Raw genomic sequence first — 26,179 nt, forward strand, 5'->3', positions numbered from 1 at the left:
GCCTTCTGCTGACAAGCCGTTGTCGCGACCTCCCGCCATCATGGCGATTCCCAATTTGCGCACGAGGCGCTCCGATGAAAAACGCCACCCTGTGGGAGGAATCGGCACAGGCCGGCATGGCCGCGCCGCGCGGCAACTGGATTGCCGTGGCCAGCGCCACCCACGCACGCCGAGGCTGCGCGGAACGCGGCGCAGGCTATATGCAGGTGTGCCATGGCAAGGTCGCGCCGTTGCGGCGCGTGAGGCCCGGTGACCGCGTGGCCTACTACGCGCCCACAGTCACCATGGGCGGCAGCGACAAGCTGCAGGCCTTTGTGTCGCTGGGGCTGGTCAGGCCCGGCGAGCCCTACGCCTTTGACATGGGTGGCGGCTTCGTCCCCTACCGCAAGGACGTGGACTATGTGCCCGCACGCGAAGCGCCCATCGCCCCGCTGATCGACCGCTTCGAGTTCGTGCAGGACCGCGCGCGCTGGGGCTATTCGTTTCGTTTCGGACTGTTTGCCATCAGCGACCATGACATGAGGCTGATTGCCGATGCCATGGCTGCCGATGCAGATGCCCTTCATTTTCTGAACTGCACAGATGATCCCTCCCTCCATCAACTCCGCGGGTGACCGCAACGCCGGCGCGCTCGACCCCGCAGTCGCTGCTCGTGCCTGGGCCTGCGGCTGGGCGATTTCGCGACGCACGCCAGCGCCGGTCAGGCGCTCTGGCTGCTTTCAGATTTCGGTCGGAAAGCCCGGGCAGACGACTCGCTATGTTCTTCCCGCCCTTGATCGACATCTCCTCCAAGAACTTGTCACCGAGACCGGCCCCGGCAGCTGGCTGAAGATCTGCGCACCACGTGAAAGCGTGTCTCCCTTGCTCTCCCATCATTGGCAGTTTCACGAACCCGAGTTTCTGATGAGCACCGATCTCAGGGGCGGCGACACCACCGCCCCTGAGGGCTATCGCATACAGACCGACAAGGTGGGAGAGGTCGCGTTTGCCAGGCTGATCGCAGGTTCAGGAGAAATCGCGGCCGGCGGCCAGGTGGCGATCGAGGGTCCGTTCGCCACCTTCGATCAAATCGTCACGGCCGAGGCCCACAGGAGGAAGGGGCTGGGGCGACGCGTCATGACCATCTTGTCAAGCATCGCGCTCGATCTGGAGGCAAGGCAAGGCGTGTTGGTGGCCACGGAGTCGGGCGCCGCTCTGTACAAGGCGATGGGTTGGTCCCTGGTCTCGCCGGTCACGGCGGCGTCGTATCCAACCGCGCAGGCGGGCTGACGGGTGGTGGGGATGAGCCTTTTCACCTGACCGTCTTGCGTACCAGGTTGTCCCCTTCGACGAACCGAAGGTTTCAGCCCTGCCACGAAAGACCGCCATGTGCCGACTGCTCGCCCCGCTGCTCCTTGCCACGCTCACCCTCCTGGCTGGCGTGCCGCCAGCCGCCGCGCAAGCTGCTGCGCCGACGGTCTCCGTCGGCAGCGACAACGGCGCGGCCATCAAGGGTGCGCGCCGTGTTGCCATCGACCAGTTCGGGATCGAATTCGTCACCACGCTGAAGGCGAGCGGCAGCGGCGGGGGCAACAGCACCTCGGTGCAGGCCGAGCTGCGTGGCGTGCCGGATGCGGCGATGCAGGCGCTGACCGACCGCGTCTACCGCGACACCGTCGAGGCGCTGACCGCTGCCGGCTTTGAAGTCGTCGGCATGGACACGGTTCGCGCTCGCCCCGAGTACGCCGAAGTCGAGGCCCGCATGGGCAAGCCGGCGCCCTACGTCATCGACGACACGGGCGCCGTCTCCAAGATCTTCGCGCCCACCGGCATGCCGGCCTTCTTCCAGACGGCGGGCGGCCGCGGCACGCTGAGCGACCGCATCACCGCGCTGGATGGCGCCAACGGTGCAAAGGCCAGCGCGGTGGCGCAGGCGCTTGACTTGCATTTCGTGCGCCTGCACTTCTTCGCGAGCTTCGGCACCGCCTCCGGCAGCAAGGGCTTCCTGGCCAATATCGCGCGGCGCTCACAGTCCTCCATCGAGGCCGGCCCGGTGCTCTACCCCAACGAGACCCAGCTGCAGATCGTGTCGCAGGAGGGCCAGCGCATCTTCCGCACGACGTCGCGCAGCGGCGTCAACGGCGCCTTCTACGTCGACCGCCTGGTTCAGGGCGCGACTGAAGGCTTCACGCTCGTCGACACCACCACCGACGAGTCACGCAAGTCAGACAACACGAGCAACGCGCTGTCGATGGGCCTGGCGCTGTTGACCGGTGGCCGCTCGCGTGGCACCAGCAATGCGACTGCCGCGGTCACGCTCGACGAGGCCAGCTTCGAGCGGGCCTACCTGCCCATGATCGGCAGCGCGCGGGATGCGCTGGTGCAGCGGTTGAAGAGCGCCAGGTGAACCTCCGCCCTCGCGTCAGGCCAGCGGTGCGGCGCCCAGTTCGCGGCGCAGCCAGGCCCGTGCCAGCGCCCAGTCGCGCTTGACGGTGGCGAGCGACAGATCGAGCGCCTGCGCGATCTCGTCGTTTTCGAGCCCGCCGAAGAACTTCAGCTCCACCACCTTGGCCGCGCGCGGGTCGACGGCTTCGAGGGCCAGGATGGCCTCGTGCACGGCCACCACGTCCGGCTCGGCCTGCACGCCGATTTCCGGTGCGCCGGTGATCGACAGCGACACCAGCTGCGCCTCGCGCTTCTCGGTGCGTTTGGCCAGCGCGTGGTTCACCAGGATGCGCCGCATCATGGTCGACGCCACCGACAGGAAATGCGCGCGGTTGGACCATTGCGTGCGCGTCTGCTCGGCCATGCGGAACCAGGCCTCGTGCGTGAGCACGGTCGGGCTCAGCGTGTGCGCGTTCGCCTCGCGGCCCATGTGGGCGCGCGCGATGCGGTGCAGCTCGCCGTAGAGCAGCTCGAAGAGCTGGTTCGATGCGCCGGCCGCATCCGTGTCGAGCCGGCGCAGCCACTCGGTGACATCGGCGGCGGCGGGGTTCGAAGCGGACAGGGCAGTCATAGCGGTCATGGCGCCGCGCATTTTGCGCGCGGCGCCGCGACATGCCTGCGAAGGATTGCTCGGTTCATGCGTGCCTGTTTTCAAGCCCGATGAGCCTTTTGGCCGCGCCACGCTGCGTACCCCGGCATGCCCCTCGAATCGGCGAGGGGTGCCACCCCTCCCACCGGACTCCACCATGACATCGACCCCTTGCCCAACTCCCCACGGCCTGCGTGGCCTCGTGATCGCGGCGGCCACCGTGGCCGTTGCCACCTTGGCCGGCTGCGGGGGTGGCGGCACCACGGCGCCCGCAGTACCGGCTCCTGCACCGGTCGCAACAGCGCCTGCGCCCGTCCCCGCGCCTGCACCCGCCCCAGCCCCTGCGCCCGCGCCTGCGCCTGCCCCGGCGGTTGTCAAGGCCACATTGACCGGCGTGGCTGCGAGCGGCGCGCCCGTCGTTGGCGGCACGGTCACGGCCACCTGTACCAGCGGGCCGGCCACGGTCTCGCTGCCGACCAGCGCCACCGGCACCTGGACCGTCGACGTGCCGGCCAACACGCTGCCCTGCGCACTGCAGGTGTCGGGTGGCACGGTGGGCGGCGTGCCGAATGCGCTTTCGCTGCACAGCATTGCCGTGGCCGCCGGGCGCGTGAACATCACCACCCTTACCGACCTGACCATTGCGCGCGCTGCCGGCATGCCGCCCGCGACCTGGTTTGCGGGCCTGGCCGCCGCACCGGCGGGCACCCGGCTCGACACCGCCGGAGCGCTCACCCAGCTGATTGCCACCCTCACGGCCGGCAGCTACGTGCTGCCCACCGGGCCATTCGACCCCTTCACCGTCGTGTTCGACGCCAAGCCGGGCGATTCCACGGACGCGCTGCTGGACAGCGTCATGGCCGCCGCACTCGCCAGCCACAAGACCTACATCGACCTGATCGCCGACTTCAGCGCCGCAACCAATGGCATCTACCGCTTGCCGCCCGCGCTGACGGGCACCGATCCCACGCCACCGGCGCCGCACGCCATCGTGCTCACACCCAAGGGGCAAGCGGCAGCCGCTGACGTCGCGCCGGCCATCGGCACCTGGCAGGGGCAGCTCGGGCGCGTCTTCACGCCGGGCCAGGCGACGCAGGAGACCACCTCGTGCAGCATCGCCGTGGCCAAGGACGGCATGCTGACCGTCTCGGCCGGTGGGCGCAGCCTGCAGGCTGCCGTCAATGGCGACGTGGGCGACCTCATCCTCAATGTCGTCAGCCTCACGCGGGTCCAGGCCAGCGATGTGCCGAACGACCGCTACGCCCAGCTCACCCTCGTCAAGGGCGTGATGGCGCAAGGCGTGGCGCGCCAGGGCGGCACCGGCTTCACCACGGCCACGGACCGGGTGGAGTGCTGGCTGAGCAACCCCAACCCGACCAGCGCAGGCGGCGCCAACATCGCGACGCTGAACGGCGCCACCGCCGTCGACATGTCGGCGGCACTCGTCGGCCATTACACGAGCAGCAGCTGCACGCTGGACGTGTCGAGCAGCGGCGTCTTCCACCTGGTGAGCGGCAATGTCGACGTGACGACCCGCCTCGCCGGCGACGAGGACGACGTCATCGTCACCTTTGGCGAGAGCGTGGCGGTGCAGGCGCAGGACTACTTCAGCGCCGGTGAACAAACCTGGGTGACGCTGACCTACCAGCCGGCCAACGTGGCGCTGAACGTGCCGGCGTCGTACAGCGCCGACGCCAGCCACCGCATGCCGCGACCGGTCAAGTCGCTTGCGCAGTGCAGCGGCCTCGTCAAGCAGTGATGGCACGGGGGGGCGGTTCCCCCGCTCCCCCGCATGCCGGTGCGTCACTACAGTCGCGTCGCCACCGCCCACCCCGAGTCCCGCCGATGACCACACCCGCCCCCACGCCCGCCGACTGGGCCGTGCTGCGCAGCCTCTTTGACGAGGCGGTGGCGCTGCCTGCGGCCGAGCGTGCGGCGCATGTCGACGCGCTGCCCGTGAGCGCCGTGATGAAGGCCGAGCTGCACTCGCTGCTCGCCCATCACGCCGACCACACCGACGGCGATCCGCTGCTGTCGCGGCCCATCGCCGAGAGCGTGGCGGCCAGCCTGTCCCGCGACGGTGAGCGCTTCGGCGCCTGGGCCGTCGTGCGCAGCATCGGCAGCGGCGGCATGGGCGAGGTGTACGAGGCGCGCCGCGCTGACGGCAGCTTCGAGGGCCGCGCGGCCATCAAGGTGATCAAGAGGGGCATGGACAGCGACGCCGTGCTGCAGCGCTTTGCGCAGGAGCGCCAGGCGTTGGCGCGGCTGCATCACCCGCACATCGCCCAGCTCTTCGACGCCGGTCTCAGCGCCGACGGACTGCCCTATTTCGTCATGGAGTTCATCGATGGCCTGCCCATCGACGAAGCCGCGCAAACGCGGTCCATCGAGGAGCGCCTCGGGCTCTTCCTGCAGCTGGCCGACGCCGTCGCCCACGCTCACCGCAACCTGCTCGTGCACCGCGACCTCAAGCCCGGCAACGTGCTCGTCACGCACGACGGACAGGTCAAGCTGCTCGACTTCGGCATCGCCAAGGCGCTCGACCCGGCCGAGGCGCAAGGGAACGACAGCACCCTTGGCGCCGTCCGCCCCTTCACGCCCAACTACGCCAGCCCCGAGCAGGTGCGCGCCGAGCCGGTGGGCACGGGTACCGATGTCTACTCGCTGGGCGTGCTGCTCTACCAATTGCTGACTGGCCAGCGTCCTTACGGCCGCAATGCGCGCGGCCCCGCCGAGGCCGCGCGCGCGGTGCTCGACGAAGCGCCGACCCGCCCCTCGCAACTGAGCAGCCCCGACGCTGCGGCGCCCGATGCTCAGGCCTGGCTGATCACCCGGCAGCGCCTCAAGGGCGATCTCGACAACATCCTGCTCAAGGCGCTGGAGAAGGACGTGGGCCGCCGCTATGCCAGCGTCGAGCAGTTCGCCGCCGACCTGCGCGCCACGCTTGCGGGCTACCCGGTCAGCGCCCGCGCGCCCAGCCGCGGCTACTTGTTGTCCAAGTTCGTGCGGCGCAACCGCCTGCCGGTGGCCTTGGGTCTGGGCGTCGTGCTGGCTCTGGCCGGGGGCCTGGCGGCGGCGTCCTGGCAGGCACACGTGGCCGGCCAAGCGCGCGCGGCGGCCGAGTTGCGGCTGACGGCGGTCAAGGGCATCACGGCCGATCTGGTGTTCCGCTTCGGCGATGCGATCGCCTACCTGCCCGGCGGTAGCAAGGCCCAGGATGCGCTGCTGGCACAGACCCTCGCCGCGCTCGACCCCCTGGTGCAGGGCGAGCAGCCCGATGGCGACCTGCAGGCGCTCAGCGCCGCCATCCTCGCCCGCCGCGCCGAGCTGCTGGGCAATGACACCACCGGCACGGCCGAGCTCGGTGCCCAGATCGACGCCATGGCGCTGCGCGCCGTCGAACTGGGTGAACGCCTGTGGGCCAGCCAACATCACGACTGGCGTTTTGCGCAGTGGCATGCCCGCGCGCTGCAGGTGCAGTCGGTTCGGCTGCGCAACACCGGCCAGCGCGAGCGTGCGGTGGCCAACAGCCGGCTCATCCTCCAGCGCCTCGAACAGGCACGCCCGTTTGCCAGGGACGACGTGCTGGGCCGCGCAGCCCTGGGCGTGGAGCTGGCCAACACCACCCTGAGCCTCGGCCAGACGCTGAGCGCGGCAGGCCAGCTTGACGAAGCCCTGGCCCTGTACGCCAAGGCCGAGCCGGTCTACCGCGAACTGCTGGCCGACACCGCCATGCATGCCGAGAGCGACCGCCGCGCCGCACCCGGCGAGATGAAGACCGAGGTCTACCTCCGCCACCAGCTCGGCGTCGCTCTGGCATCCCGCGCGCTGACGCTGCTGCGCCTGGACCGGCTCGACGACGCACTGGCTCAGCTGCAGGCAGCGATGCCGTTGCGCCGCGCCAATGTCGAGGCCGAGCCCGCCAACATCGCCTGGCACGATGGCCTGCTGCAAGAGGCCAATACCCTGTCGCTTGTGCAACTGCGCCGTGGCCAATGGGCCGCAGCGCTCGAGGCCTCAACCCTGGCCTGGACCGAGAACGAGCGCCTGGCCAAGCAGGAGGGCCCGCAGAGCAAATGGGCCCAGTTGCCGCGGAACCTGGCCGCCCAGCATGGGCTCGCGCTCTGGCGCAACGGCCAGCCTGGGCAGGCTCTGGCAGTGGTCGAGCAGGGCCTGGCCGCGTGGAAGGCGTCGCCCGGCACCGCGCCCAATCCCGCGGCCGACCTGCGGCGGAGCACCGTGCAAGCCGTGCATGGCGCCCTTCTGGCCGAGCTTCACAAGCCCGGCGCGCAAGCGCAACTGCGCGAGGCCCTGGCCCGCCTGCAGCCGCTGTTTGACGACCCCAGCCTGGGTCGCCCGGCGCGGCTGGCCTGGGCCGAGGCGGCCGCCTGGCTGCTGGCACTGAAGCCGGCGGATGGCGAGGCGCTGCGCCGGCAGGCGCTGGGCGCGCTGGCGGCTGCGGCCAGCGTGACGCCGCTGGCGGCCGACCATGCCGCGTTGAAGGGTCGGCTGGAGACCTGAGCGCACGGCGAGACGGGGGCGCAAGTGCTGAGCCGGCATCGAGCTAGCCGGTTGCGCGGTCAAGTCCTACACCTGGGGGTCGGCCTTGCGAGGAGAGTCGGCACAGGTTCAAGGCGCTTCAGCGCCGTTGAATCGTGAGCCCCAACTACCAAGGAGACCGCCATGAGTCTAGGTGCCATTCTGCTCGTCGTGCTGATCCTTCTTCTGCTCGGCGCCATCCCGGCGTGGCCCCACAGCCGCGGCTGGGGCTATGGGCCAACGGGAGGGATCGGCCTGGTTTTGCTGATCGTGCTCGTGCTGCTCTTGATGGGTCGGATATAGCCGTCTCGACACATGAGCGCGTCTACCCCTCGCCGGTGTCGCCCGGCTCATTGGGTGGCCGCCCTCGCCGCGGCGCCGGGCTGGCGGCCGGCTTGATGCCGCGCCGCGCCAGCGCCTCGCGCAGCAGCACTTCGACCTGCGCATTGGCCGAGCGCAGCTCCTGTGCTGCCAAGCGTTCGATTTGTGCCCACAGCGCCGGGTCCACCCGCAACGCGAAGGCCTTCTTGTCGGGGCTGGCCATGCCGCGGCGCGCTCAGGCGTAAAGCGTGCCAGCGTTGATGATGGGTTGGGCGTCCTTGTCCGAGCACAGCACGACGAGCAGGTTGGACACCATGGCCGCCTTGCGCTCGTCGTCCAGCACGACGATCTCGCGCTCCGACAACCCGCGCAGCGCCTCCTCCACCATCGTCACCGCGCCCTGCACGATCTTCTTGCGTGCGCTGATGATGGCCTCGGCCTGCTGGCGGCGCAGCATCACCTGAGCGATTTCCGGCGCGTAGGCGAGGTGGGTGATCTTGGCCTCCAGCACCGCCACGCCGGCTTGGGCGCAGCGCTCCTGCAGTTCGGCGACCAGCGCCTTGACGACCTCGTCCTGGCCGGCGCGCAGCGTCGTTTCGTCGGGGTCCAGATCCTCGCCATCGTCATAGGCGAACTGCGTGGCCAGATGGCGGATGGCCGTCTCGGCCTGCACGCCAACGTAGGTTTCGAACTTGTCCACCTCGAAGACGGCGCGCGCCGTGTCCTGCACGCGCCAGACGATGGCGGCGCTGATTTCGATCGGGTTGCCGCGCTTGTCGTTGACCTTGATGTGCGGCGCGTTCAGATTGCGCGCGCGCAGCGAGATGCGCTCCCGCATCGCGAACGGGTTGGCCCAGCGAAGGCCTTCATGGCGGTCGGTGCCGACATAGCGACCGAACAGCGTCAGGATCCGCGCCTCGTTGGGCTCCTGCATGTAGATCCCGATCAGCATGAGCAAACTGGCCGCGAAGAGGAGCACGGTCAGCACCATCAGCGCCAGGTTGCCTATGGACCACACGAACAGCGCCGCCGCCGCTGCCGCCCCGCCCAGGCTGCAGGCAATGGGCACGAAGCCGCTGAACGCGCGAGCCGGCAGTTCGAGACGAGAGAGCTGTTCGAGGACGGGCATGGCGATACCTCAGAAAAAGGAGATATCACTTTAATGCACTTTGCCCGGCGTGACCACACAGGGCCTGTTAACGCTACGGCAACGGGTCGCGTTGTGGCCAGAAAAGCCGCGGGCAAGGCGCAAAGCGGAGCCGGGTTGCACACCCGGCGAGCATTTGCAATGATTGACCCCTGGCGGAAGGCCTTCGCGACCCATTGCCGTAGTGTTAGCAGGCCCTAATGGTTGTGCCGCGGTGGCGTGTCGATCACGGCGCGATAGGGCACGGCGAGTTCCAGGCAGGCGCCGGTCGACAGCTGCCCCACCGTTGAGCGATAGATCTCCTGCCACGGTGTCTGGCTCGGCGGTATCGCAGGTGGCGCATCTTCAGCGCGGCGGCGCGCCAGCTCCTCATCACTGAGCAGCGCGTCGCAGCGGCCCGCGATCAGGTCGACGCGGATGACATCGCCCGTGCGCAGCCAGGCCAGCCCGCCGCCGATGGCGCTCTCGGGCGAGGCATGCACGATGGAGGGGCTGTCCGACGTGCCCGACTGGCGGCCGTCGCCCAGCGTGGGCAAGCTCATCACGCCGCGCCGGATCAGCGCGTCCGGTGGCTGCATGTTGACGACTTCGGCGGAGCCCGGCCACCCCATCGGCCCGGCGCCGCGCATGACGAGGATGCAGCCCTCATCGATGCCAAGCGCAGGGTCGTTGATGCGCGTGTGATAGTCGTCGGGGCTGTCGAAGACGATGGCCCGGCACTCAAAAGCGCCGTCCTTCAGGTAGCGCTCGCGGAACGTTGCCGAGATGACGCTGGCCTTCAGGATGGCGAAGTCGAACAGGTTGCCGCTCAACACGACGAAGCCGGCATCGGGCTTCAGCGGTGCGCTGACCGGGTAGATGACTTCACGGTCCTGCGTCTCGCGGCCGTCGAGATTGGCGGCCATCGTGTGGCCGGTCACCGTCGGCCGGATGGTGCGCAGCAGGCCGGCCCGCTGCAGCTCCCACATGACGGCCGGCACGCCGCCGGCGCGGTGGAAGCGCTCGCCGAGGAACTGGCCGGCCGGCTGCATGTTCAGCAGCAGCGGCACGTGCTGGCCCACCTCGGTCCAATCGGCAGCTGTCAGCTCGATGCCGGCATGGCGGGCCATGGCCATCAGGTGCGGCTGGGCGTTGGTCGAGCCGCCGATGGCCGCGTTGACGACGATGGCGTCGAGAAAGGCGTCGCGGCTGAGGATCTTCGACGGCCGCAGGTCCTCGCGCGCCATGTCGACGATGCGCCGGCCCGTCTCATAGGCCATCTGGCCGCGCTCGCGGTAGGGCGCCGGGATGGCCGAGCAGCCGGTCAGCGACAGCCCCAGGCACTCGGCCAGCGCATTCATCGTCGAGGCCGTGCCCATGGTGTTGCAGTGGCCGGCCGAGGGCGCGGAGGCCGCAGCAATCTCGATGAAGGTCTCTTCGTCGATATCGCCCGCCGCGAGCCGCCGCCGGCCGGCCCAGATGGCGGCGCCGGAGCCGACGAGCTGCCCCTCGAACCAGCCGTCCAGCATCGGGCCGCCGGACAGCACGATGGCCGGGATGTCGACGGTGCTTGCTGCCATGACCTGCGCCGGCGTCGTCTTGTCGCAGCCGGTCGTCAACACGACGGCGTCCAGCGGGTAGCCGTGCAGGATCTCGACGAGGCCGAGGTAGGCCAGGTTGCGGTCCAGTGCCGCGGTGGGGCGGCGGCAGTTCTCGAAGATGGGATGCAGAGGGAACTCCATCGCGATGCCACCCGCGTCGCGAATGCCATCGCGCACGCGCTTCGCCAGCTCCAGATGGATGCGGTTGCAGGGGCTCAGGTCGCTGCCGCTCTGGGCGATGCCGATGATGGGCCGGCCCGAGCGCAGCTCCTGCGGCGTGAGGCCGTAGTTCATGAAGCGCTCCAGATAGAGCGCCGTCATGTCGATGTGATCGGGGTTGTCGAACCAGTCCTGGGAGCGCAGTCGGCGCGTCATCGTGCGCGGCTCCGCAAGTGCTTCATCAGCGCGCCGACGCCATGGGCCGTCGTGGCGGCTTGGGCGGAGATGTCCACCAGGGCGCCTTCGGCGTCGGCGGGAAGGAAGCTGGGGTCGGTCGGGGTCATGCGGCTCGCGGTGCGGTAGGGAGGCGGCCCGAATTGTGAGCGCTACCGATTGCGCCTGCCAAGCAGGGGGCGAAGCGGGCGGCGCTTCAAGAGAGGATGAGGTACTCGGGGTAGCGTTGCTGGATCTCTTCCACCGAGGCCAGCGTGCCCGACAGGTGCTCGCGCACGGCCTGTTGCGCGCCTTGCGCGTCACCCGATTCGATGGCTTGCAGGATGGCCAGGTGGCCGGCCAGGATGGACTCGGCCTTGCCCTCGCTCGGCGCGTGCAGCAGCCGCAGCCGGTCGATGTGGCCCGACATGCGCGTCACCACCGACCACAGCCGCGGCAGGCCGGCGGCGACGTACATCAACCGGTGGAACTCCTTGTCGGCCGCAATGAAGGCGGGATAGTCCTTGCTGGCGGCGAGGCCCACCTGGCGCGCCAGTTGGGCTCGCAGGTCGTCGATCACTGCCTGGTCATGCGAGAGCGCCAGCAGACGTGCGATTTCGATTTCGATGGAGCGGCGCAGGAAATGCGCCTCGCGGGCCGCCGGCACGTCGATGCGGCTGACCTGCGTCGTGTACTGGGCGCGGATGAGCACCAGGCCTTCTTCGCTGAGCCGCATGAGCGCGTCGCGCACGGGCGTCTGGCTGACGCCGAAGCTCTGGGCCAGCTCGGCGCGGTCGAGGGCGCTCCCTGGCGCCAGTTCCAGCGAAATGATGGCGGCGCGAAGCGCTTCAACAACCTGGGGCGCCGCATGGCGGGTGGGATCTAGCGTGGTGTTCATCTCGAGGGGCAAGCCAAATCAGCCGTTGGCGCGCGGAGGCTGGGCGCCATTGTCATCGCGGGCTTGATGCGTCCTGGCGCGGCTGATGGGGCGCGGTCTGGCCCGTCGGCCGACAAGCCTGAGAGCGCTATCCAATGTTCGATCACCTTGCAATTCTTAGCCGCCTTTCTGCCTCGCGGCCCACTAATACATTAGTACACACCCTCGTTGACTGAGGTTTCTTGTGGACGTAAATTGAAAATGTGCGCGCTACCATTTTGATGATGACGGCGTCATAGAACCAATCAGGAGACAAAGACAAGATGAGCAAGACCAATTCGCAGCCGCGCCGCCGCGCCCGCCTGGATCGACAGCTGGCCGTGGGCACCACGCTGCTGGCCGGCCTGATCACGCAGGCCTATGCGCAGACCGCGCCGGCACCATCGGCCCAGCAACTGGAGACGGTCGTCGTGACCGGCATCCGCAGCTCGTTGGCTGCCTCGGCGCTTTCGAAGCGCGAGAACATCGGCCTGTCGGACTCGATCCACGCCGAAGACATCGGCAAGTTCCCGGACAACAACCTCGCCGAGTCGATCTCGCGCATCCCCGGCGTCCAGGTGAACCGCGACGTGACGGGTGAGGGTTTGAACATCCAGGTCCGCGGCCTGGGTTCCAACTTCACGCGCATCCTGATGAACGGTAACCCCGTCGCATCGGCCTCCACGAGCTTCAGCAGTGCCGGTAGCGCCAACCGCGAAGTCGACCTGGACTTCATGCCGGGCGACCTTTTCTCGCGCATCACGGTGTCCAAGAGCCCCACGGCCGGGATGCTGGAAGGCGCTATCGCCGGCGTCGTGAACATGCGCAACGCCCGCCCGTTCGACAAGGCCGGCACGCGCGGCACCGTCAAGCTGCAACTGGCCAAGAACGACCCCGCGCCCAAGCCCAGCACGCGCGGCACGGCGCTCTACAGCACGACGTTCGGCGACACCTTCGGCGTGCTGGCCGGCGTGTCCTTCGCCCGCAACAAGATCACCACGCGCGGCTTCGAGGACGGTACCGACTGGGTCACGCCCCGTCTGACCAACCCTTTGCAGACCGGCGCGGGTACCTCAACCACCAACGGTGCCTGGGGCATCCCGACGACTGTGCCCGCTGCGGCCGCCGGTACCTATGGTTCGACGACATTGGCAGCCGGCCAGTCCGTCGATATGGCGCTGCTGAAACAGCTGAACCCCAATGCCACGATCCAGCAACTGGACAACGGCTACATGCCGCGCCTGCCGCGCCCGGTGAACTTCTCTGGTGAGCGCAACCGTGCCAATGGTCTGCTGAGCTTCGAGTTCCGCCCGACCTCAGATTTCGACGCCTACCTTGATTTGCTGACTGGCAGCAAGACCAGCAAGCAGGAGCGTGTCGACTTCGACATCAACGTCCGCAACAGCGCCGTCATCCCTTCGGCAATGAGCTATGACCGCAGTGACTGCGCGGTCTACTGCTTCGTGACGGGCGGCACCCTCCTCAACGGCACCGGTTTCCTTGAATACCGCCGCATGGACGAGAGGAGCAGCTTCACGTCCGTGAACCCGGGCTTCGAATGGCGCATCTCCGACAAGTGGACGCTGGACGCGCAGGCCAATCAGGCCAGCAGCAAATTCAGCCGCACCGCGCCCACGCTCCTGGTCCCGACCGACGCGGCCAAGCCGTTCACGGTGAAGATCGGCGCCAACGCCAATTTCCCGGTCTACACGCCCAACGGCTTCGACCCGAACAGCCCGGCCGGCTACACCTGGGATCACCACGGCAACGCGACGGGCGCCCAGATCAGCGTCAATCGTGAAGACCGCGAGATCAAGACGAGGGGTGCACGCTGGAATCTGGCCTGGGGTGACGAGAGCCTGACCCTCAAGGGCGGCATGGCCTATGACACCTACCACCGCCTGATCACGCCATTCAACGACGATGGCCGTCTGCAGAACGTCGTCTGCGGTGGCAACCTGAACGTGCGCATGTACGCGCCCAACACCACCAACCCGAATGGCTGCGCGATCATTCCGATCACGGCCAACCCGGCGACGCAATACCCTGGCTACGGCAAGGGTTCGACGGCTGGCGGGCCCGCGCTGGCCTATCAGGGCTCGGCCGTGCCGGACATTTCCCAGTACCTGGTGCCCGGCCCCAACGGCTTTGTCACGATTGATTGGAACCGCTTCGCTGGGGCCACCGGCTACGACAACATCGCCGCCAACATGGTCCAGCAAGCGGGCAGCAACGCCCTCAGCGGCGCGTCGCCGCAGGACTTCGGTGAAAACGTCTTCGGCAACTACATCGAGGTGTCCGGCCAGACGCGTGTCTTCGACCGCCTGCTGCGCTATGACGCGGGCCTGCGCCGCACGCGCACCTCGCAGAGCGTCGGCGCGTACACGGGCAACGTGGCCGATCCGCGCAATGCAGGCCAGACCAATGGCGGCCTGTACCCGAACCTCGTCACGGAGACGATGGGCCAGACTTCCTACAGCAACACCCTGCCCAGCGGCACGCTGGCCTACAGCCTCACCAACGACATGATCGTCCGCGCGGCGGCTTCGAAGGCCATCACCCGTGCTGACCCCAAGGCGCTGCAGCCGCTGAGAGCGACGTCCAATGACGTGGCCCTGTCCAACGCCACCGCCACCAACCCGGGGCTCAAGCCCTTCGAGTCCAAGAACCTGGACTTTGGATGGGAGTGGTACACGGACAAGAAGGGCAGCTATCTCGCGGCGGCCTATTTCGAAAAGAAGATCAAGAACTTCCCGCGCACTGTCGTGCGCCAGATGACGCTGTCGCAGATCCGCCAAGAGTTCGGTGCCGACTCGCTGCAGTACGCGGCGGGCAGCGCGATCGACCTGGCGGTGACTGCGGCCGGCGGCCCTGACAAGTTCAACATTCCGCTGTCGCAGCCGCTCAACACGGAAGACATCATGAAGCTCAAGGGCTGGGAGTTGAGCTGGGCGCAGTCGCTGGACCGCTTCCTGCCGATCAACGGCTTCGGCTTCTACGCCAACTACACCCGCACCAAGCAGGATGCAGGCACCAGTGGCCAGGTGCCGATTGGCGCGGCGCCCTATACGGCCAACCTGACCGTGTACTTCGAAAACAGCCGCGGCTCCATCCGCCTGAGCAACAGTTACCAGGCCCGGACTCCGTTCGAGTCGAAGAACACGGATTCCATCCCGGCAGGCACCATGTTCAAGTACAACAAGGCCTACTACCAGGCGGACCTCTCGACCCGTCTCGAAATCGGCGACTGGGTAGGCTGGAAGCAGGGCGTGTCGCTCAACTTTGACGTTGCCAACCTGAACAAGGCCACGCAGAAGTCCTACATCCAGGAAGAGCTCGCCGTGCGTGGCTACTGGGATCCGGGCCGTACCTATCAGCTGACCGCTCAGATGAAGTTCTGACCAGAGGCAGGCCATGTTCGGCGTCGTCCACCTGACCCGCGCCTCGCAGCGCACCAGCTTCCAGTTGGCCAACGCGCCGTACGCGATCTACGAGCCGGGTCGCACTTGCCAGGTGGGTCTGCGCGCCAGCTTCTGATTCATCGCCTGTGTCTCCGCCAGCGGTCCGGGTGTGGCCCGCTGGTGTTTCGATGAGGGTCCTCGCCGGCCGATGGCGAGCGCCCTCATCTTTTTATTGGCACCGCCGCCCGCTCGTGCCGGAGCTCGGTGACGGTGCGGCCGGCAACGCCCCAGTTGTCGGTGTCGACCTCGTCGATGACGACGAAGGTGGCCGCCGGGTCCTTGTTCAGCACGCGGACCATCAGGTCGGTCGCCTCGGCAATCAATTGCTTCTTCTGATCCAGCGTCACGCCTTCGCGGGTGATCTCGATGCGGATGTAGGGCACGGTCAGGTCTCCTGATGGGTGTAGAGCTTGGCAACGATGGACCAGCGGCCGCGATCCTTGAGCAGGCTGAGCTGGTCCAGGTAGTCGAAGCCCAGCATCTGGCAGCGCGCCGTCGCCAGCGCGACCGAGCCGTCGATGCGCAGGGCCTGCAATTGCATGCGCTGGGTCTCGCCCTGGCTTTGCGGGCTGGCCCGCTTGGCCACCACCTGCAGATAGGGCTCGACGTCGCGCAGCAGCACCTGGCCGCTGACCTCGCCGTAGAGCCGCGCCTGCGAGTGGAAGACCTGCGCGAGCAGATCCACATCGCCACGGTAGAGGCCGTCGAAATAGCGCTGCAGCAGCGCCAGCAGTTCTTCGCGGTCGGTCATGGCATCACCACTTGCCGGAGCTCATGCCGCCATCCACGGGCAGCACGACGCCGGTCGTGAAGGCCGCGCCGGCGAGATAGAGCACCGCATCGGCAATCTCCTGCACGGTCGCGATGCGGCCGGCCGGCTGCAGCGTGTTCAAAAAGCCATGCATGTCGGCCGTGTACATCGGCGTGTCGACGATGCCGGGTGCAACGGCGGCCACCTGCACGTTGTGCGGTGCCAGCTCCAGCGCCAGGGCTCGGGTGGCGTGGTTGATGCCGCCCTTGATCAGCACCGGCAACACCGCTGGCACGCCCTGGATGGGTTGCGACGCGATGGCGGCCGTGATGTTGATGATGTGGCCGGCCTTGCGCTCCACCATGTGGCGGGCCGCGGCCTGCGACGGGTAGACAAAGCCCTTGAGGTTGGTGTCGACGAGGGCATCCAGCTCGGCCGGCGTGTAGTCGACAAAGGGCTTGGCGTTGAAGATGCCGGCGTTGTTGACGAGCACGTCGACGCGGCCGAAGCGTTCGATGGCCGCCTGTACGAGGCGGGTGCCGGTGGCCGGGTCGGCCACGTCGCCGGCGACGGTGAGCAGGTTGTCGGGCTTGCCGAGTTCGACGGCGGCCTGCTGCAGGCGCTCGGCGTTGCGGCCGTTGGCGACGACGTTGTCGCCCTGCTTCAGGAAGGCGGCAGCGATGGCCAGACCGATGCCGCTGGAGGCGCCGGTGACGATGACGGTGCGAGGACGGTGGTTCATGGATGACTCCATTGGTTGCGATGGACTCAAATCTATTGGCGACGTCGTGATCAATAAATAAGATCATGGCCACTTCAGTATTTACATGATGTGATGGCATGAATCGGCAATTCGACGACCTGATGCTGGGCAGCCTGGAGCTCTTCTGCGCGGCGGCGGAGCTGGGTGGCTTCACGGCGGCGGCTACGGCGGCGGGCGTGACGCCGGCGGCCGTCAGCCGCACGGTGGCGCGCCTCGAAGAGAGGTTGGGCGTGCGCCTGTTCGTGCGCACGACGCGGCAGATCCGCCTCACCGACGCGGGCCAGGCTTACTACGAGCAATGCCGCCAGGTGCTGAACCAGTTGGTGGAGGCCGAGCGCGAAGTCAGCGGCCGGCAGGCGGCGCCGAGCGGCCTGCTGCGCATCAGCGTGCCGACGACCTATGGCCACCACCGCCTGCTGCCGCGCCTGCCGGCCTTCCGCGAGCGCTACCCGGAGATCCGCGTGGATGTGCACGTCAGCAACCGCAACATCGACTTCGCGGCCGAGGGCTATGACCTCGCCGTGCGTGTGCGCGCGCCGGCCGACTCGACGCTGATCGCGCGGCACCTGGAAGACGCGGAGCTGGTGCTGGTCGCCGCGCCCGACTACCTGCGTTTGCGCGGCGAGCCGCAGTCACTCGACGAGCTGGCGCAGCACGACTGCATCCAGTTCGAGCTGCCGAGCAGCGGCCGCACCATCCCCTGGCTGTTCCGTGTCGACGGCAAGGATGTCGAGCGGCCGACCGTGGGCGGCACCAGTTGCTCCGACGACGTGCTGGCCGGCGTGACGCTGGCGCGCCATGGCGCCGGCATCTTCCAGGCCTACCGCTTCACGGTGGAAGAAGAGCTGCGCCAGGGCCGCCTCGTCGAGCTGCTCAAGCCCTTGGGCGGCCGCTCGCGGCCCTTCAACCTGCTCTACCCGCACCAGCGCCATGTGCCGCTGCGGGTGAGGTGCTTCGTGGATTTCCTCTTGAGCGCTTAGAGGATCTCGAAGCGCACGTCGATGTTGCCTCGCGTCGCATGGGAGTAGGGGCAGAGCTGGTGGGCGCCGTCGACGAGCTGCTTCTTCTGCTCGGCATCCAGCCCGGGCAGGTTGATGGTCAGCTTCACGGCCAGCGCAAAGCCCTGGTCGGCCGTCGTGCCGAGAGACACATCAGCATCGATGCTGACCTCGTCCGGCACGCGGATGCCCAGCGGCGCGCCGGCGCGCCGCATCGCGCCCATGAAGCAGGCCGAGTAGCCGATGCCGAAGAGCTGTTCGGGATTGGTGCCCGGCTTGTTCGACCCGGGCGGGCTGAGCTTGACGTCCAGTTCGCCGTCGCTGGACTTGCCCCAGCCCTCACGGCCTCCGGCGGTGTGGGTGTGGGCGGTGTAGACGACTTTCTCGATGGCGCGCATGGTGTGGGCTCCTCGTGGGTCAGGTTTCGGCGTGGAAATGGCGCAGGGCCACGAGGGCCAGGCGCACGACATTGCGGGTCTCGGTGACGGGGGCACCGGCCTTGGCGCTCAGGCGCAGGCCGCGCATGACGGTCAGCACGAAGTCGGCGGCCGCGGACTCATCCAGCGTGGGCGGCAGCTCGTCCTGCGCCTTGGCCTGCGCCAGCGCGGCGGCGACGTCGGCCTTGGAGCGCCTGGCGCCCTCGCGCAGGATGGCGGCGACCTCTTCGTCACTGGTGCCGATCTCGGCGGCGGTGTTGACCGACATGCAGCCGCGCGTGCGCGCCACGCCGCTGGAGGTGGCGATGGACGTCAGCAGCGTCTCGATGCCGGCCAGCGGCGAGGGCGCGGATGCCAGCACCTTCTGCAGCGACTGGGCGCGCTCGGCCTGGTAAAGGCGCAGGGCCTCCAGGAAGAGGCCGCGCTTGCTCTCGAAGGCGTTGTAGAGGCTTTGACGGCCGATGCCCATGGCCTCGACGAGGTGGGGCATACCCGTCGCCTCGAAGCCCTGACACCAGAACACCTCCATCGCGCGGTGGAGGACTTCGTCCCTGTCGAATTCAGAAGGTCTTGCCATGAAGCGAATTGGACTTGTTTTTGAACGATCGGTCAATAATAATGAACGCCATCGATTTCGCAACCCGCAGTTCCACGTCATGAACTTCGCGAGAAAGCTCTCCATCGCCACCGCGTTCGCCCTGTTCATGACCACCCACGCCCCGGCCGAACCGCGCCTGGACGGTGGCGGCGAATGGATCAACTCACCGCCGCTGGCACTCGCCGGCCTGCGCGGCAAGGTCGTGCTGGTCGACTTCTGGACCTACTCCTGCATCAACTGCCAGCGCACCCTGCCGTACCTGCGCGCGTGGGCGCAGAAGTACGGCCCCCAGGGCCTGGTCGTCGTCGGCGTGCATGCGCCGGAGTTCGGCTTCGAGCGCGACGCGAAGCGTGTGCGCAAGGCGGCAAAAGACGGCCAGCTTGACTACCCCATCGTGCTCGACAACGACTTCACCATCTGGCGCGCCTTTGGCAACCAGGCCTGGCCGGCGCTGTATTTCGTTGACACCCAGGGCCGCGTGCGCCACCACCAGTTCGGCGAGGGCGACTACGAGCGTGCCGAGCAGGTCATCCGCGAGCTGCTGCGCGAGGCCGGCAAGGCGCCGGAGGCGGGCATGGCCCAGGTTGCGGCGACCGGCATCGGCCTGGCGCCCGACATCGCCAACGTGCGCTCACCCGAGACCTATCTCGGCCATAGGCACGGTGCAGCCCGCGGCATCCTGCCCGACCGCCTCAAGCGCTATGCCGGTGGCATCCCCCGGCTCAATGAGTGGTCGCTGGCCGGCGACTGGACCGTGCGCCCCGAGTACGCCGAGCTGTCGGGCGACAGCGGCAGCGTGGCGCTGCGCTTTCAAGCGCGCGACCTGCACCTCGTGCTTGGTCCCGCAACTGACGGCAAGCCGCTGCCATTCCGCATCACCCTCGACGGCCAGCCGCCTGGCACCGACGCGGGCCTGGACGTGGGCGCCGACGGCCGCGGCCTGGCCAGTGGCGAGCGCCTCTATCAGCTGGTGCGCCAGCGAGGCCCGGTGCGCGCACGCACTTTCGAGATCCGCTTCGATGCACCCGGCGCCCGCGCCTATGCCTTCACCTTCGGTTGACTTCACTGAGGACTTCAGATGAACACCTTGCCCCTGCCTACGGTTCCGCGGCCGCAGCCGCTGCGCCCGGTCGTCTCCTTCGCCCGCATGCTGGTGCTGGCTCAGCGGCGCTTTCGCGATCAGCAGCAGAAACCCGCGGCAGCCGTCTAGCGTCGCGCCCGCGCGGTGGCCAGCGCGCTGTCCAGCGCCTCCAGCAGCCGCCGCGGCTCCAGCGGCTTGGTCAGGTAGCGGAAGAAGCCTGCGGCCAGGCCTGCCACCGCGGCATCGGGCATGGCGTTGGCGGTCAGCGCGATGATGGGGATATGGGCTGTGCGCGGGTCCATGTGCAGGATGGACTGGGCCTCGCGCCCCGTCATGCGCGGCATGTTGTTGTCCATCAGGATGACGTCGGGCACATATTGCCGGGCCATCTCGACCCCGCGCTGGCCGTCGGGCGCCGTCAGCAGCCGGATGTCGCCGCGTGCGGCCAGCAGCTCCTCGACGAGCTGGCGGCTGGCGGGGTTGTCTTCCACATAGAGCACGGTGGCTGGCGCCTCGCCCTCACGCGGCGCGGCCGTCAGGCTGGCCAGGTCGCCCCAGTCGGTTTCGGCGTGCGGCACGGCGGGGAGTTCGCTGGCCCGCAGGTCGACCCAGAACACGCTGCCCTCGCCGGGCACACTGTGCACGCCGATCTGGCCGCCCATCAGCTCGACCAGGCGCTGGGTGACGACCAGGCCGATGCCGGTGCCTTGCTCGGGGCCGCCCTCCTGGCCGAGGCGGTTGAAGGGCTGGAACAGCGCCTCGACCTGCTCGGGCTTGAGCCCGGCGCCGGTGTCCTTCACCGAGATGCGCACATGCCCGGCATTGAACCGGTCGCAGTCCACGCGCACCGAGCCGCCGGGGCGGTTGTACTTGATGGCGTTGCTGACGAGGTTGAGCACCACCTGCTTGAGCCGCATGCGGTCGGCCAGCGCCACGCAGCCGCTGCTGTTGACGAACTGGGTGGCGATGGCGCGCTGGCTGGCCATCGGCTCGATCATCTTGCGGCACTCGGACAGCACATCATCCAGCGGTACCGGCTCGACCGACAGCTCCACATGGCCGCTCTCGATGCGCGCGAGGTTGAGGATCTCGTTGATCAGCGTCAGCAGATGCTTGCCGGCGCCGACGATGTGGCCGACAAACTCCTGGCGCCGCTCGGGCTTGGCGTCAGCGATGTTGGTGCCCAGCAGTTGGCCGAAACCGATGATGGCGTTCAGCGGCGTGCGCAGCTCGTGGCTCATGCTGGACAGGAATTCCGACTTCGCGCGGTTGGCCTTCTCGGCCACGGCGGTGGCGAGCCGCAAGTCCTCATTGGAGGTCTCGAGCTGGGCGGTGCGCTCGTGCACGCGGGCTTCCAGCTGCTCGTTGAGCCGCATGACTTCCTGGGCGTGCTTCTCGATCTCACCGAGCATGCCGTTGAAGGAATCGGCCAGCACGCCGACCTCGTCGTCGGTCATCTTGGCGGCCCGGCGCGAATAGTCCTGGCGCTGCATGACGTCGCGGGCCACATCGCTGATGGCGAGGATGGGCTGCACCACGGCGCGCTGCAGCCGCATGGAAAACAGGAAAGCGATGCCCAGCGCGGCCAGGGCGACCACCGCGGCGATGCCGAGATAGGTCAGCACGCGGTCATGCAGCGCGTACTCGGCGCGCAGATAGACGCTGCCGATGGCGCGCCCGTCCTGCACGATGGGCAGGGCGACGGCGATGTCGCGGTCGGCACGGTGCACGCCCTGCTTTTCAGCATGCGCGGGCAGCGGCGCGTCGGCGCCAGCGGCCGTGTAGGAGGCGAAGCGCTCGCCCTGGGCGCCGTAGATGGCGGCGGCACGCACGCGCGGCTGCAGGCGCAGCAGCGCAAGGTTCTCGCTGGCCACCTTGACGTCGTCGAACTCCAGCGCCGGCGCCGTCGAATGGCCGAGCAACTCGGCCTGGGCCTTGAGATCAGCCACCCAGCCTTCGTGATAGGACTTCAGGTCATAGGCCACCATCGCGCCCAGCGCGACAAGCAACGCGACCAGGGCCGTCAACATCGTGACGCCGAGCAGTCTCCGTTGGAGTGAGAGCCTGAACATCTATGACTTGCCTTCAACCCGACGCGCGACGCCGAGCAGGCGCACGCTGATCTTGAGGCCGCTTTGCGTGGCGGGCGGCAACAGGATGTCAAAACGCACCTTGTCGTCGATGACGACGAAATTGATCATGCCCATTGCGCCGCCGGGGTCAAACTCGGTGACTGTGAGGACTGGCCTCCCTTGTACGGCCGCGAGCAGGTTGGGTGTGTAGGAGACCATGCCGCGCGAAACGAAGAGGGCGTGGACGCCCTCTGGCACTTCGCCGCGCACGAGCCGGCGCACCTCGACGGGCCGCCCGGCCACGGAGGTGGCCGTGGCGGTGCGGCGGAACTCCTCGACGACCGCCTCGCTGGCCAGCACGCCGATGCGAAACGGCTCGCCGACCGGGCCCAGCGACTGTGGCGGCCAGTCGATGTAGTTGCCGAACTTGCAGACGAAGGCGGCCTTGACCTGGTATTCGGCCAGGCCGTCATCGTCGCCCGCCCGTGCGCCGCCCGCGATGGCCAACGCCGCGAGCAGCAGCGTTCGGCGGGCGAGGCGGGCGGCCTTCATCAGAAGAAGCGCATGCGCATCTGGAGCATGAGGTTGCGGCCGAACTCGGTGCGGGTTTGAATGGCGGTGAACTCGCCGTGGCTGCCGAACAGGTTCTGGGCCACCAGCGCGAGGTCGACATCGGGGCCGATGCGCCGGCCAAGGCGCAGGTCCACGGCCGTGTAGGCCGGCACGTCTGGCGCGCTCAGGGCGCCGACATGGCGCAGCATGAGGTCCAGTTCGGCATCGCTGGGCAGGTTGAAGGCCGCACGCAGCCGCCACAGCTGGCGTGGCATGGCGCCGGAGGCGGCGGCCACGGAGTCGGCGGTGTCGATGCTGCCCGGCTTGAGCTGCAGGCGCGGCCTCAGCAGCGTGACGCCGCCGTGCAGGCGCAGCCAGGACGCAGCCTGCAGGCTGCCCCAGGCCTCCAGGCCGCTGACGCGGCCTTTCATGCCGTTGCCGAAATAGACCGACGTGCCGCTGGGCGCCAGCTCCTGGGTGCGCAGATGGTCGTAGTTGCCATGAAAGGCCGTGGCCGACAGCGTCAGTGCGGGCAGTGGCTGGCCGCGGTAGCCGAGCTCCAGCACATTGGCCGTCTCGGCGCGAAAGCCCGCGCCGCCGTCGAGGATGAAAGGCGGCTGGGCAGGGATGTAGATGTCGCGGTCCAGCCGCGAGGGCGCGCGCACCGTGTGCGCGGCCGAAGCCCACCACAGCTGGCCGGGCGAGGGCTTCCATGCCAGGCGCAGATTGGGCAGGAACTCGTTGCCCGTGTAGTCATTGCGTTCGACACGCGCACCGAATGTCACGCGCAGGCCCTCGGCAACCGCGACCTCGTCCTGAACAAACAGGCTGGTCCAGGCCTGGTTCAGTCGCTCGGGCAGGAAGGCGAACTCAGGCGCGCCGTGGCCGACGCGGTCCTGCGAGCGGCGATGGTTGGCGCCCAGCACGACGGTGTGGTCAGGCGTGGGCCGCAACGTGTACTGCACTTCGAAATCGGCGATCTCCAGCGTCTCGTCGAAGGTGGGCGGGTTCACGCGCACGGTGCGGTCCAGATAGCCCTGCACGCTGAGTTCGCCGCCGCCGCCGACTGACCCATCCCAGCGCGCCAGCAGGTTGGCACCGGAGAGCCGGATGGTGTCCAGCGCGAAGTTCACGCCTGTGACGTCGATGCTGCCCGGCAGCGGCTGGCCGTGGTTGCCGCGATAGGCATTGCCCTGCAGTGTGACGCGATCGTTGCCGCGGCCCCAGTCGGCGCGAAAGCCGCCCCTGAGCATGTGGCCCGCATCCTCCACGGGCGTGCCCGCCGCCGTTTCGGTGCGGCCTTGGCTGGTGTGCTTGAGGTAGAGGCGCATGTCGCCGCCGTCGCCCAGCGACCAGCCATGGCGCAGCACCGTGTCGCGCTCGTGGCTGCCCGCCGCCGCCGATACCAGGCTGCCGCGCGTGGCCGAGGCACTGCGCGTGATGATGTTGATGACGCCGTTGACGGCGTTGACGCCCCACAGTGTGCTGCCGGGGCCGCTGCTGACCTCGATGCGATCGATGTCTTCCAGTGCCACGTCCTGCACGTCCCAGAACACGCCGGCAAACAGCGGCGTGTAGACCGAGCGCCCGTCGATAAGGACGAGCAACTTGTTGGCCGAGCCGGCATTGAAGCCGCGTGCACTGATCGAATAGTCGCCGCTCGAGGTTTCGGCGACGTGCAGATTCGGCGCCAGGCGCAGGGCCTCGGGCAGGCGGGTCACGCCGGCGCGGCGGATGTCGTCGGCGGTGATGACAAAGAGTGAGGCCGCCGCATCCCCCAGGCGCTGTTCACGCTTGGCAGTGGAGGTGATGGTGACGTTGCCGAGCTCTTCCAGGCTGAGGTCGACCAGAGGGGCCTGGGCCGCCGCGGGCGCCGCCCATAGCGCAGCTGCTGCAATGCAACATGCCCGGCTTTGTGGCTGCCCCATGCACCCTCCCAACGGTGACCCGGTCGCTCGACGATAACGCAGCGACCGGATGGCGGCAACGCGACATCGGCCCGCATGTGGCACCAGACGGCAACCCGTGACAAACGCCTCGTTTCAGGGGCGCTGCGTGCCTGCGCCGGGATTCGGGCACGTCGGGTGAGTGGCAGCGCGCAATGGCGCCAGCATCCGCCTGGCCGCCGGGCCGGGGGGGCGCTGCCTGCTCGTCAGCGTGGACTTTTCCTGGGCACGTTCTTCTGCAACTGCCACAGCAGCACACAGACGATCAGCGTCGTGCCGATCAGCACGTTGCCGACCCACGGAAAGTGCTCCAGCCTGCCGTCGGTGCCAATGCTCACGATATGGCCGGACACCAGCGCCGCCAGGCCGCCAGCCAGCTGCTGCAACGCCGCATTGATGGCCGTGAAGGCGCCGCGCTGCTCCGGCGCGGGGATGCCGGTGACGACAACCTGCCAGGGCACCATGCGCGAGAAGATGCCGGCGAAGAGGATGACGTTGACGACGATCAGCGTCGTCAGCGATGACGTGCCCAGCCGCGTGTAGATCGCCACCATGGCGATGGTGATCGCGCTGCCGACGTAGAACACCGGCAGCGGGCCGAGGCGGTCGGTGAGGCGGCCCACCAGCGGCGCGACGAACATCGTGCTGATGCCGGTGACGAGATAGACCATGGGCAGGTGCTGCAGGTCGATGCCGACGTTGTTCACCGAGAAGGCGCTGGCGAACGGCATGATCATGAAGCCGCCGGTCGTCAGCAGCGCCGTGATGACGAAGGCGTGCACATGGCGGGCCTTGGCGACGGTGTGCCAGAGGTGGGCGAAGGCGCTGCGGTCGCTCTGCAGCTTCAGGTGGGCGTCCACCGGCTTCATGCGCCAGGCGATCAGCAGGCCGCCGACCGCTCCGAAAGCCACCAGCGCCATGAAGGGCGCGTGCCAGTCCCAGTGCGTGGCGAGGTAGAGGCCGAAAGGCAGGCCCAGCACCTGGCTGGCCGCAAAGCCGCCCTGCAGCAGGCCCATGACGCGCCCACGCAGTGCCGGCTCGAAGAGGTCGGCGGCGATGGCCATGACGATGGAGCCGATGACACCGCCGAACAACCCGGTGACGATGCGCGCCATCAGCAGCGACTCGAAGCTGGTGGCCAGGCCGCACCACAGCGTGCCGAGCAGAAACCCGCCGTAGAAGAACAGCAGCAGCTTCTTGCGGTCGAAGCGGTCGGCAAAGCCCGCCGTCAGCAGGCCGGAGATGCCGGCGCTGAAGGCATAGGCCGACACGACCAGGCCGAACTGCTGGGCTGTCATCGACATCGCCGGCATGATCATGGCGCCGAGCGGCGACATGATCATGAAGTCCAGGATGACGGCGAACTGCAGCAGTGTCAGCAGGCCGGTGGCAAAGCGCTGGTAGGGGGTGAAGGCGAGCGGCGGGGCAGTGGCTGGAGCGGTGGCTTCGGGCATGGGCGGCGGCGGTGGCAGGCGCGGGGCCTGATGGGGGGATGTGGGGCGCTGGCGTGCCGCTCGATGGCGGCGTTGGGACTGCCACGCAGTGTGCGCGAGGGCGTGCCCGGACATGGCAGCAGAGCCTGGGAATGCTGATGGACTGAGGGGCAGTCCAGCTGCATAGGAGCCTATTCAT

General features: G+C 68.3%; 26 protein-coding genes. 11 read left to right on the forward strand and 15 right to left on the reverse strand.

Annotation, left to right across the window (positions count from 1 at the left end):
- Positions 1 to 74 precede the first annotated feature (74 nt).
- The 3 genes from ACXJLH_RS04570 to ACXJLH_RS04580 all read left to right on the forward strand — a co-directional run bounded on the left by ACXJLH_RS04570 (position 75) and on the right by ACXJLH_RS04580 (position 2,386).
- Positions 75 to 614 (forward strand): EVE domain-containing protein, encoded by a 540-nt coding sequence (locus ACXJLH_RS04570; RefSeq protein WP_457442650.1) that lies wholly within the window; start codon positions 75 to 77, stop codon positions 612 to 614.
- The gene (locus ACXJLH_RS04575) at positions 583 to 1,269 is read left to right on the forward strand and encodes a GNAT family N-acetyltransferase (protein WP_457442651.1); all 687 of its coding nucleotides are present in this window, start codon (positions 583 to 585) and stop codon (positions 1,267 to 1,269) included. Before ACXJLH_RS04570 ends, ACXJLH_RS04575 begins: the two co-directional genes overlap by 32 nt.
- A gap of 97 nt (positions 1,270 to 1,366) precedes the next feature.
- Positions 1,367 to 2,386 (forward strand): hypothetical protein, encoded by a 1,020-nt coding sequence (locus ACXJLH_RS04580; protein ID WP_457442652.1) that lies wholly within the window; start codon positions 1,367 to 1,369, stop codon positions 2,384 to 2,386.
- A 15-nt stretch (positions 2,387 to 2,401) separates the two neighbouring features.
- On the opposite strand, the gene ACXJLH_RS04585 is transcribed toward ACXJLH_RS04580, so the two are convergent.
- Positions 2,402 to 3,004 carry an ECF-type sigma factor gene (locus ACXJLH_RS04585; protein WP_162250716.1) on the reverse strand — a complete coding sequence of 201 codons (603 nt, stop codon included), beginning with the start codon at positions 3,002 to 3,004 and terminating at the stop codon, positions 2,402 to 2,404.
- A 166-nt stretch (positions 3,005 to 3,170) separates the two neighbouring features.
- Between ACXJLH_RS04585 and ACXJLH_RS04590 the strand changes: the two genes are divergently transcribed.
- The 3 genes from ACXJLH_RS04590 to ACXJLH_RS04600 all read left to right on the forward strand — a co-directional run bounded on the left by ACXJLH_RS04590 (position 3,171) and on the right by ACXJLH_RS04600 (position 7,855).
- The gene (locus ACXJLH_RS04590) at positions 3,171 to 4,772 is read left to right on the forward strand and encodes a hypothetical protein (protein WP_457442653.1); all 1,602 of its coding nucleotides are present in this window, start codon (positions 3,171 to 3,173) and stop codon (positions 4,770 to 4,772) included.
- An 86-nt stretch (positions 4,773 to 4,858) separates the two neighbouring features.
- On the forward strand, positions 4,859 to 7,534 hold the full coding sequence (locus ACXJLH_RS04595) for a serine/threonine-protein kinase (protein WP_457442654.1): 2,676 nt from the start codon (positions 4,859 to 4,861) through the stop codon (positions 7,532 to 7,534).
- 162 nt (positions 7,535 to 7,696) lie between these two features.
- Entirely contained in the window at positions 7,697 to 7,855 is a 159-nt protein-coding gene (locus ACXJLH_RS04600; RefSeq protein WP_457323093.1) for a DUF3309 family protein, read from the forward strand.
- Positions 7,856 to 7,877: 22 nt separating this feature from the next.
- On the opposite strand, the gene ACXJLH_RS04605 is transcribed toward ACXJLH_RS04600, so the two are convergent.
- The 5 genes from ACXJLH_RS04605 to ACXJLH_RS04625 all read right to left on the reverse strand — a co-directional run bounded on the left by ACXJLH_RS04605 (position 7,878) and on the right by ACXJLH_RS04625 (position 11,870).
- Positions 7,878 to 8,096 carry a hypothetical protein gene (locus tag ACXJLH_RS04605; protein WP_457323094.1) on the reverse strand — a complete coding sequence of 73 codons (219 nt, stop codon included), beginning with the start codon at positions 8,094 to 8,096 and terminating at the stop codon, positions 7,878 to 7,880.
- Positions 8,097 to 8,108: 12 nt separating this feature from the next.
- Positions 8,109 to 9,002, reverse strand: a complete 894-nt coding sequence (locus ACXJLH_RS04610; RefSeq protein ID WP_457323095.1) for an SPFH domain-containing protein — start codon at positions 9,000 to 9,002, stop codon at positions 8,109 to 8,111.
- 215 nt (positions 9,003 to 9,217) lie between these two features.
- Entirely contained in the window at positions 9,218 to 10,975 is a 1,758-nt protein-coding gene (locus ACXJLH_RS04615; RefSeq protein WP_457442655.1) for an IlvD/Edd family dehydratase, read from the reverse strand.
- A complete protein-coding gene (locus ACXJLH_RS04620; RefSeq protein ID WP_268795295.1) occupies positions 10,972 to 11,103 on the reverse strand; it encodes a hypothetical protein in 132 nt (43 codons plus the stop codon). The genes ACXJLH_RS04615 and ACXJLH_RS04620 overlap by 4 nt, the downstream gene beginning before the upstream one ends.
- A gap of 86 nt (positions 11,104 to 11,189) precedes the next feature.
- On the reverse strand, positions 11,190 to 11,870 hold the full coding sequence (locus ACXJLH_RS04625; protein WP_457442656.1) for a GntR family transcriptional regulator: 681 nt from the start codon (positions 11,868 to 11,870) through the stop codon (positions 11,190 to 11,192).
- 302 nt (positions 11,871 to 12,172) lie between these two features.
- Here ACXJLH_RS04625 and ACXJLH_RS04630 point away from each other — a divergent pair, with 302 nt between their 5' ends.
- Together ACXJLH_RS04630 and ACXJLH_RS04635 are read left to right on the forward strand one after the other, a co-directional pair.
- Positions 12,173 to 15,289 (forward strand): TonB-dependent receptor, encoded by a 3,117-nt coding sequence (locus ACXJLH_RS04630; protein ID WP_457442657.1) that lies wholly within the window; start codon positions 12,173 to 12,175, stop codon positions 15,287 to 15,289.
- A gap of 13 nt (positions 15,290 to 15,302) precedes the next feature.
- Complete coding sequence (locus tag ACXJLH_RS04635; protein ID WP_457320187.1) at positions 15,303 to 15,425, forward strand: hypothetical protein; 123 nt, start codon at positions 15,303 to 15,305, stop codon at positions 15,423 to 15,425.
- An 85-nt stretch (positions 15,426 to 15,510) separates the two neighbouring features.
- On the opposite strand, the gene ACXJLH_RS04640 is transcribed toward ACXJLH_RS04635, so the two are convergent.
- Genes ACXJLH_RS04640 through ACXJLH_RS04650 form a run of 3 tightly spaced genes read right to left on the reverse strand, consistent with a single transcriptional unit; the run spans position 15,511 to position 16,842 of the window.
- Positions 15,511 to 15,732 carry a tautomerase family protein gene (locus ACXJLH_RS04640; protein ID WP_056204744.1) on the reverse strand — a complete coding sequence of 74 codons (222 nt, stop codon included), beginning with the start codon at positions 15,730 to 15,732 and terminating at the stop codon, positions 15,511 to 15,513.
- 2 nt (positions 15,733 to 15,734) lie between these two features.
- Entirely contained in the window at positions 15,735 to 16,100 is a 366-nt protein-coding gene (locus tag ACXJLH_RS04645; protein WP_457442658.1) for a nuclear transport factor 2 family protein, read from the reverse strand.
- Between the two features lie 4 nt (positions 16,101 to 16,104).
- Complete coding sequence (locus ACXJLH_RS04650) at positions 16,105 to 16,842, reverse strand: SDR family NAD(P)-dependent oxidoreductase (protein ID WP_457442659.1); 738 nt, start codon at positions 16,840 to 16,842, stop codon at positions 16,105 to 16,107.
- 98 nt (positions 16,843 to 16,940) lie between these two features.
- Between ACXJLH_RS04650 and ACXJLH_RS04655 the strand changes: the two genes are divergently transcribed.
- On the forward strand, positions 16,941 to 17,843 hold the full coding sequence (locus ACXJLH_RS04655; protein WP_457442660.1) for a LysR substrate-binding domain-containing protein: 903 nt from the start codon (positions 16,941 to 16,943) through the stop codon (positions 17,841 to 17,843).
- Here ACXJLH_RS04655 and ACXJLH_RS04660 read toward each other — a convergent pair.
- Both ACXJLH_RS04660 and ACXJLH_RS04665 read right to left on the reverse strand, forming a co-directional pair.
- Positions 17,840 to 18,259 carry an organic hydroperoxide resistance protein gene (locus ACXJLH_RS04660; RefSeq protein ID WP_457442661.1) on the reverse strand — a complete coding sequence of 140 codons (420 nt, stop codon included), beginning with the start codon at positions 18,257 to 18,259 and terminating at the stop codon, positions 17,840 to 17,842. The two genes, ACXJLH_RS04655 and ACXJLH_RS04660, sit on opposite strands and share 4 nt — an antisense overlap.
- 19 nt (positions 18,260 to 18,278) lie before the next feature.
- The gene (locus ACXJLH_RS04665; protein WP_457442662.1) at positions 18,279 to 18,875 is read right to left on the reverse strand and encodes a TetR/AcrR family transcriptional regulator; all 597 of its coding nucleotides are present in this window, start codon (positions 18,873 to 18,875) and stop codon (positions 18,279 to 18,281) included.
- A gap of 79 nt (positions 18,876 to 18,954) precedes the next feature.
- Between ACXJLH_RS04665 and ACXJLH_RS04670 the strand changes: the two genes are divergently transcribed.
- Positions 18,955 to 19,956 carry a thioredoxin family protein gene (locus ACXJLH_RS04670; RefSeq protein WP_457442663.1) on the forward strand — a complete coding sequence of 334 codons (1,002 nt, stop codon included), beginning with the start codon at positions 18,955 to 18,957 and terminating at the stop codon, positions 19,954 to 19,956.
- A gap of 18 nt (positions 19,957 to 19,974) precedes the next feature.
- Positions 19,975 to 20,106 (forward strand): hypothetical protein, encoded by a 132-nt coding sequence (locus ACXJLH_RS04675; RefSeq protein ID WP_457442664.1) that lies wholly within the window; start codon positions 19,975 to 19,977, stop codon positions 20,104 to 20,106.
- Here ACXJLH_RS04675 and ACXJLH_RS04680 read toward each other — a convergent pair.
- From ACXJLH_RS04680 to ACXJLH_RS04695, 4 genes are all read right to left on the reverse strand, one after another.
- The gene (locus ACXJLH_RS04680; protein WP_457442665.1) at positions 20,103 to 22,049 is read right to left on the reverse strand and encodes an ATP-binding protein; all 1,947 of its coding nucleotides are present in this window, start codon (positions 22,047 to 22,049) and stop codon (positions 20,103 to 20,105) included. The genes ACXJLH_RS04675 and ACXJLH_RS04680 overlap by 4 nt on opposite strands.
- Positions 22,050 to 22,601, reverse strand: a complete 552-nt coding sequence (locus tag ACXJLH_RS04685) for a YfiR family protein (RefSeq protein ID WP_056204725.1) — start codon at positions 22,599 to 22,601, stop codon at positions 22,050 to 22,052.
- Positions 22,601 to 24,529 (reverse strand): TonB-dependent receptor plug domain-containing protein, encoded by a 1,929-nt coding sequence (locus ACXJLH_RS04690; protein WP_457442666.1) that lies wholly within the window; start codon positions 24,527 to 24,529, stop codon positions 22,601 to 22,603. Before ACXJLH_RS04690 ends, ACXJLH_RS04685 begins: the two co-directional genes overlap by 1 nt.
- Before the next feature lie 224 nt (positions 24,530 to 24,753).
- Complete coding sequence (locus tag ACXJLH_RS04695; protein WP_457442667.1) at positions 24,754 to 26,001, reverse strand: MFS transporter; 1,248 nt, start codon at positions 25,999 to 26,001, stop codon at positions 24,754 to 24,756.
- Between the last annotated feature and the right edge of the window lie 178 nt (positions 26,002 to 26,179).

The sequence above is a fragment of the Roseateles sp. P5_E4 genome, from assembly GCF_054049255.1.

Coding starts and splice junctions, on each gene's coding strand:
- ACXJLH_RS04570 (WP_457442650.1), top strand. CDS start 75: ATGAAAAACGCCACCCTGTGGGAGGAATCGGCACAGGCCGGCATGGCC.
- ACXJLH_RS04575 (WP_457442651.1), top strand. CDS start 583: ATGATCCCTCCCTCCATCAACTCCGCGGGTGACCGCAACGCCGGCGCG.
- ACXJLH_RS04580 (WP_457442652.1), top strand. CDS start 1,367: ATGTGCCGACTGCTCGCCCCGCTGCTCCTTGCCACGCTCACCCTCCTG.
- ACXJLH_RS04585 (WP_162250716.1), bottom strand. CDS start 3,004: ATGACCGCTATGACTGCCCTGTCCGCTTCGAACCCCGCCGCCGCCGAT.
- ACXJLH_RS04590 (WP_457442653.1), top strand. CDS start 3,171: ATGACATCGACCCCTTGCCCAACTCCCCACGGCCTGCGTGGCCTCGTG.
- ACXJLH_RS04595 (WP_457442654.1), top strand. CDS start 4,859: ATGACCACACCCGCCCCCACGCCCGCCGACTGGGCCGTGCTGCGCAGC.
- ACXJLH_RS04600 (WP_457323093.1), top strand. CDS start 7,697: ATGAGTCTAGGTGCCATTCTGCTCGTCGTGCTGATCCTTCTTCTGCTC.
- ACXJLH_RS04605 (WP_457323094.1), bottom strand. CDS start 8,096: ATGGCCAGCCCCGACAAGAAGGCCTTCGCGTTGCGGGTGGACCCGGCG.
- ACXJLH_RS04610 (WP_457323095.1), bottom strand. CDS start 9,002: ATGCCCGTCCTCGAACAGCTCTCTCGTCTCGAACTGCCGGCTCGCGCG.
- ACXJLH_RS04615 (WP_457442655.1), bottom strand. CDS start 10,975: ATGACGCGCCGACTGCGCTCCCAGGACTGGTTCGACAACCCCGATCAC.
- ACXJLH_RS04620 (WP_268795295.1), bottom strand. CDS start 11,103: ATGACCCCGACCGACCCCAGCTTCCTTCCCGCCGACGCCGAAGGCGCC.
- ACXJLH_RS04625 (WP_457442656.1), bottom strand. CDS start 11,870: ATGAACACCACGCTAGATCCCACCCGCCATGCGGCGCCCCAGGTTGTT.
- ACXJLH_RS04630 (WP_457442657.1), top strand. CDS start 12,173: ATGAGCAAGACCAATTCGCAGCCGCGCCGCCGCGCCCGCCTGGATCGA.
- ACXJLH_RS04635 (WP_457320187.1), top strand. CDS start 15,303: ATGTTCGGCGTCGTCCACCTGACCCGCGCCTCGCAGCGCACCAGCTTC.
- ACXJLH_RS04645 (WP_457442658.1), bottom strand. CDS start 16,100: ATGACCGACCGCGAAGAACTGCTGGCGCTGCTGCAGCGCTATTTCGAC.
- ACXJLH_RS04650 (WP_457442659.1), bottom strand. CDS start 16,842: ATGAACCACCGTCCTCGCACCGTCATCGTCACCGGCGCCTCCAGCGGC.
- ACXJLH_RS04655 (WP_457442660.1), top strand. CDS start 16,941: ATGAATCGGCAATTCGACGACCTGATGCTGGGCAGCCTGGAGCTCTTC.
- ACXJLH_RS04660 (WP_457442661.1), bottom strand. CDS start 18,259: ATGCGCGCCATCGAGAAAGTCGTCTACACCGCCCACACCCACACCGCC.
- ACXJLH_RS04665 (WP_457442662.1), bottom strand. CDS start 18,875: ATGGCAAGACCTTCTGAATTCGACAGGGACGAAGTCCTCCACCGCGCG.
- ACXJLH_RS04670 (WP_457442663.1), top strand. CDS start 18,955: ATGAACTTCGCGAGAAAGCTCTCCATCGCCACCGCGTTCGCCCTGTTC.
- ACXJLH_RS04675 (WP_457442664.1), top strand. CDS start 19,975: ATGAACACCTTGCCCCTGCCTACGGTTCCGCGGCCGCAGCCGCTGCGC.
- ACXJLH_RS04680 (WP_457442665.1), bottom strand. CDS start 22,049: ATGTTCAGGCTCTCACTCCAACGGAGACTGCTCGGCGTCACGATGTTG.
- ACXJLH_RS04685 (WP_056204725.1), bottom strand. CDS start 22,601: ATGAAGGCCGCCCGCCTCGCCCGCCGAACGCTGCTGCTCGCGGCGTTG.
- ACXJLH_RS04690 (WP_457442666.1), bottom strand. CDS start 24,529: ATGGGGCAGCCACAAAGCCGGGCATGTTGCATTGCAGCAGCTGCGCTA.
- ACXJLH_RS04695 (WP_457442667.1), bottom strand. CDS start 26,001: ATGCCCGAAGCCACCGCTCCAGCCACTGCCCCGCCGCTCGCCTTCACC.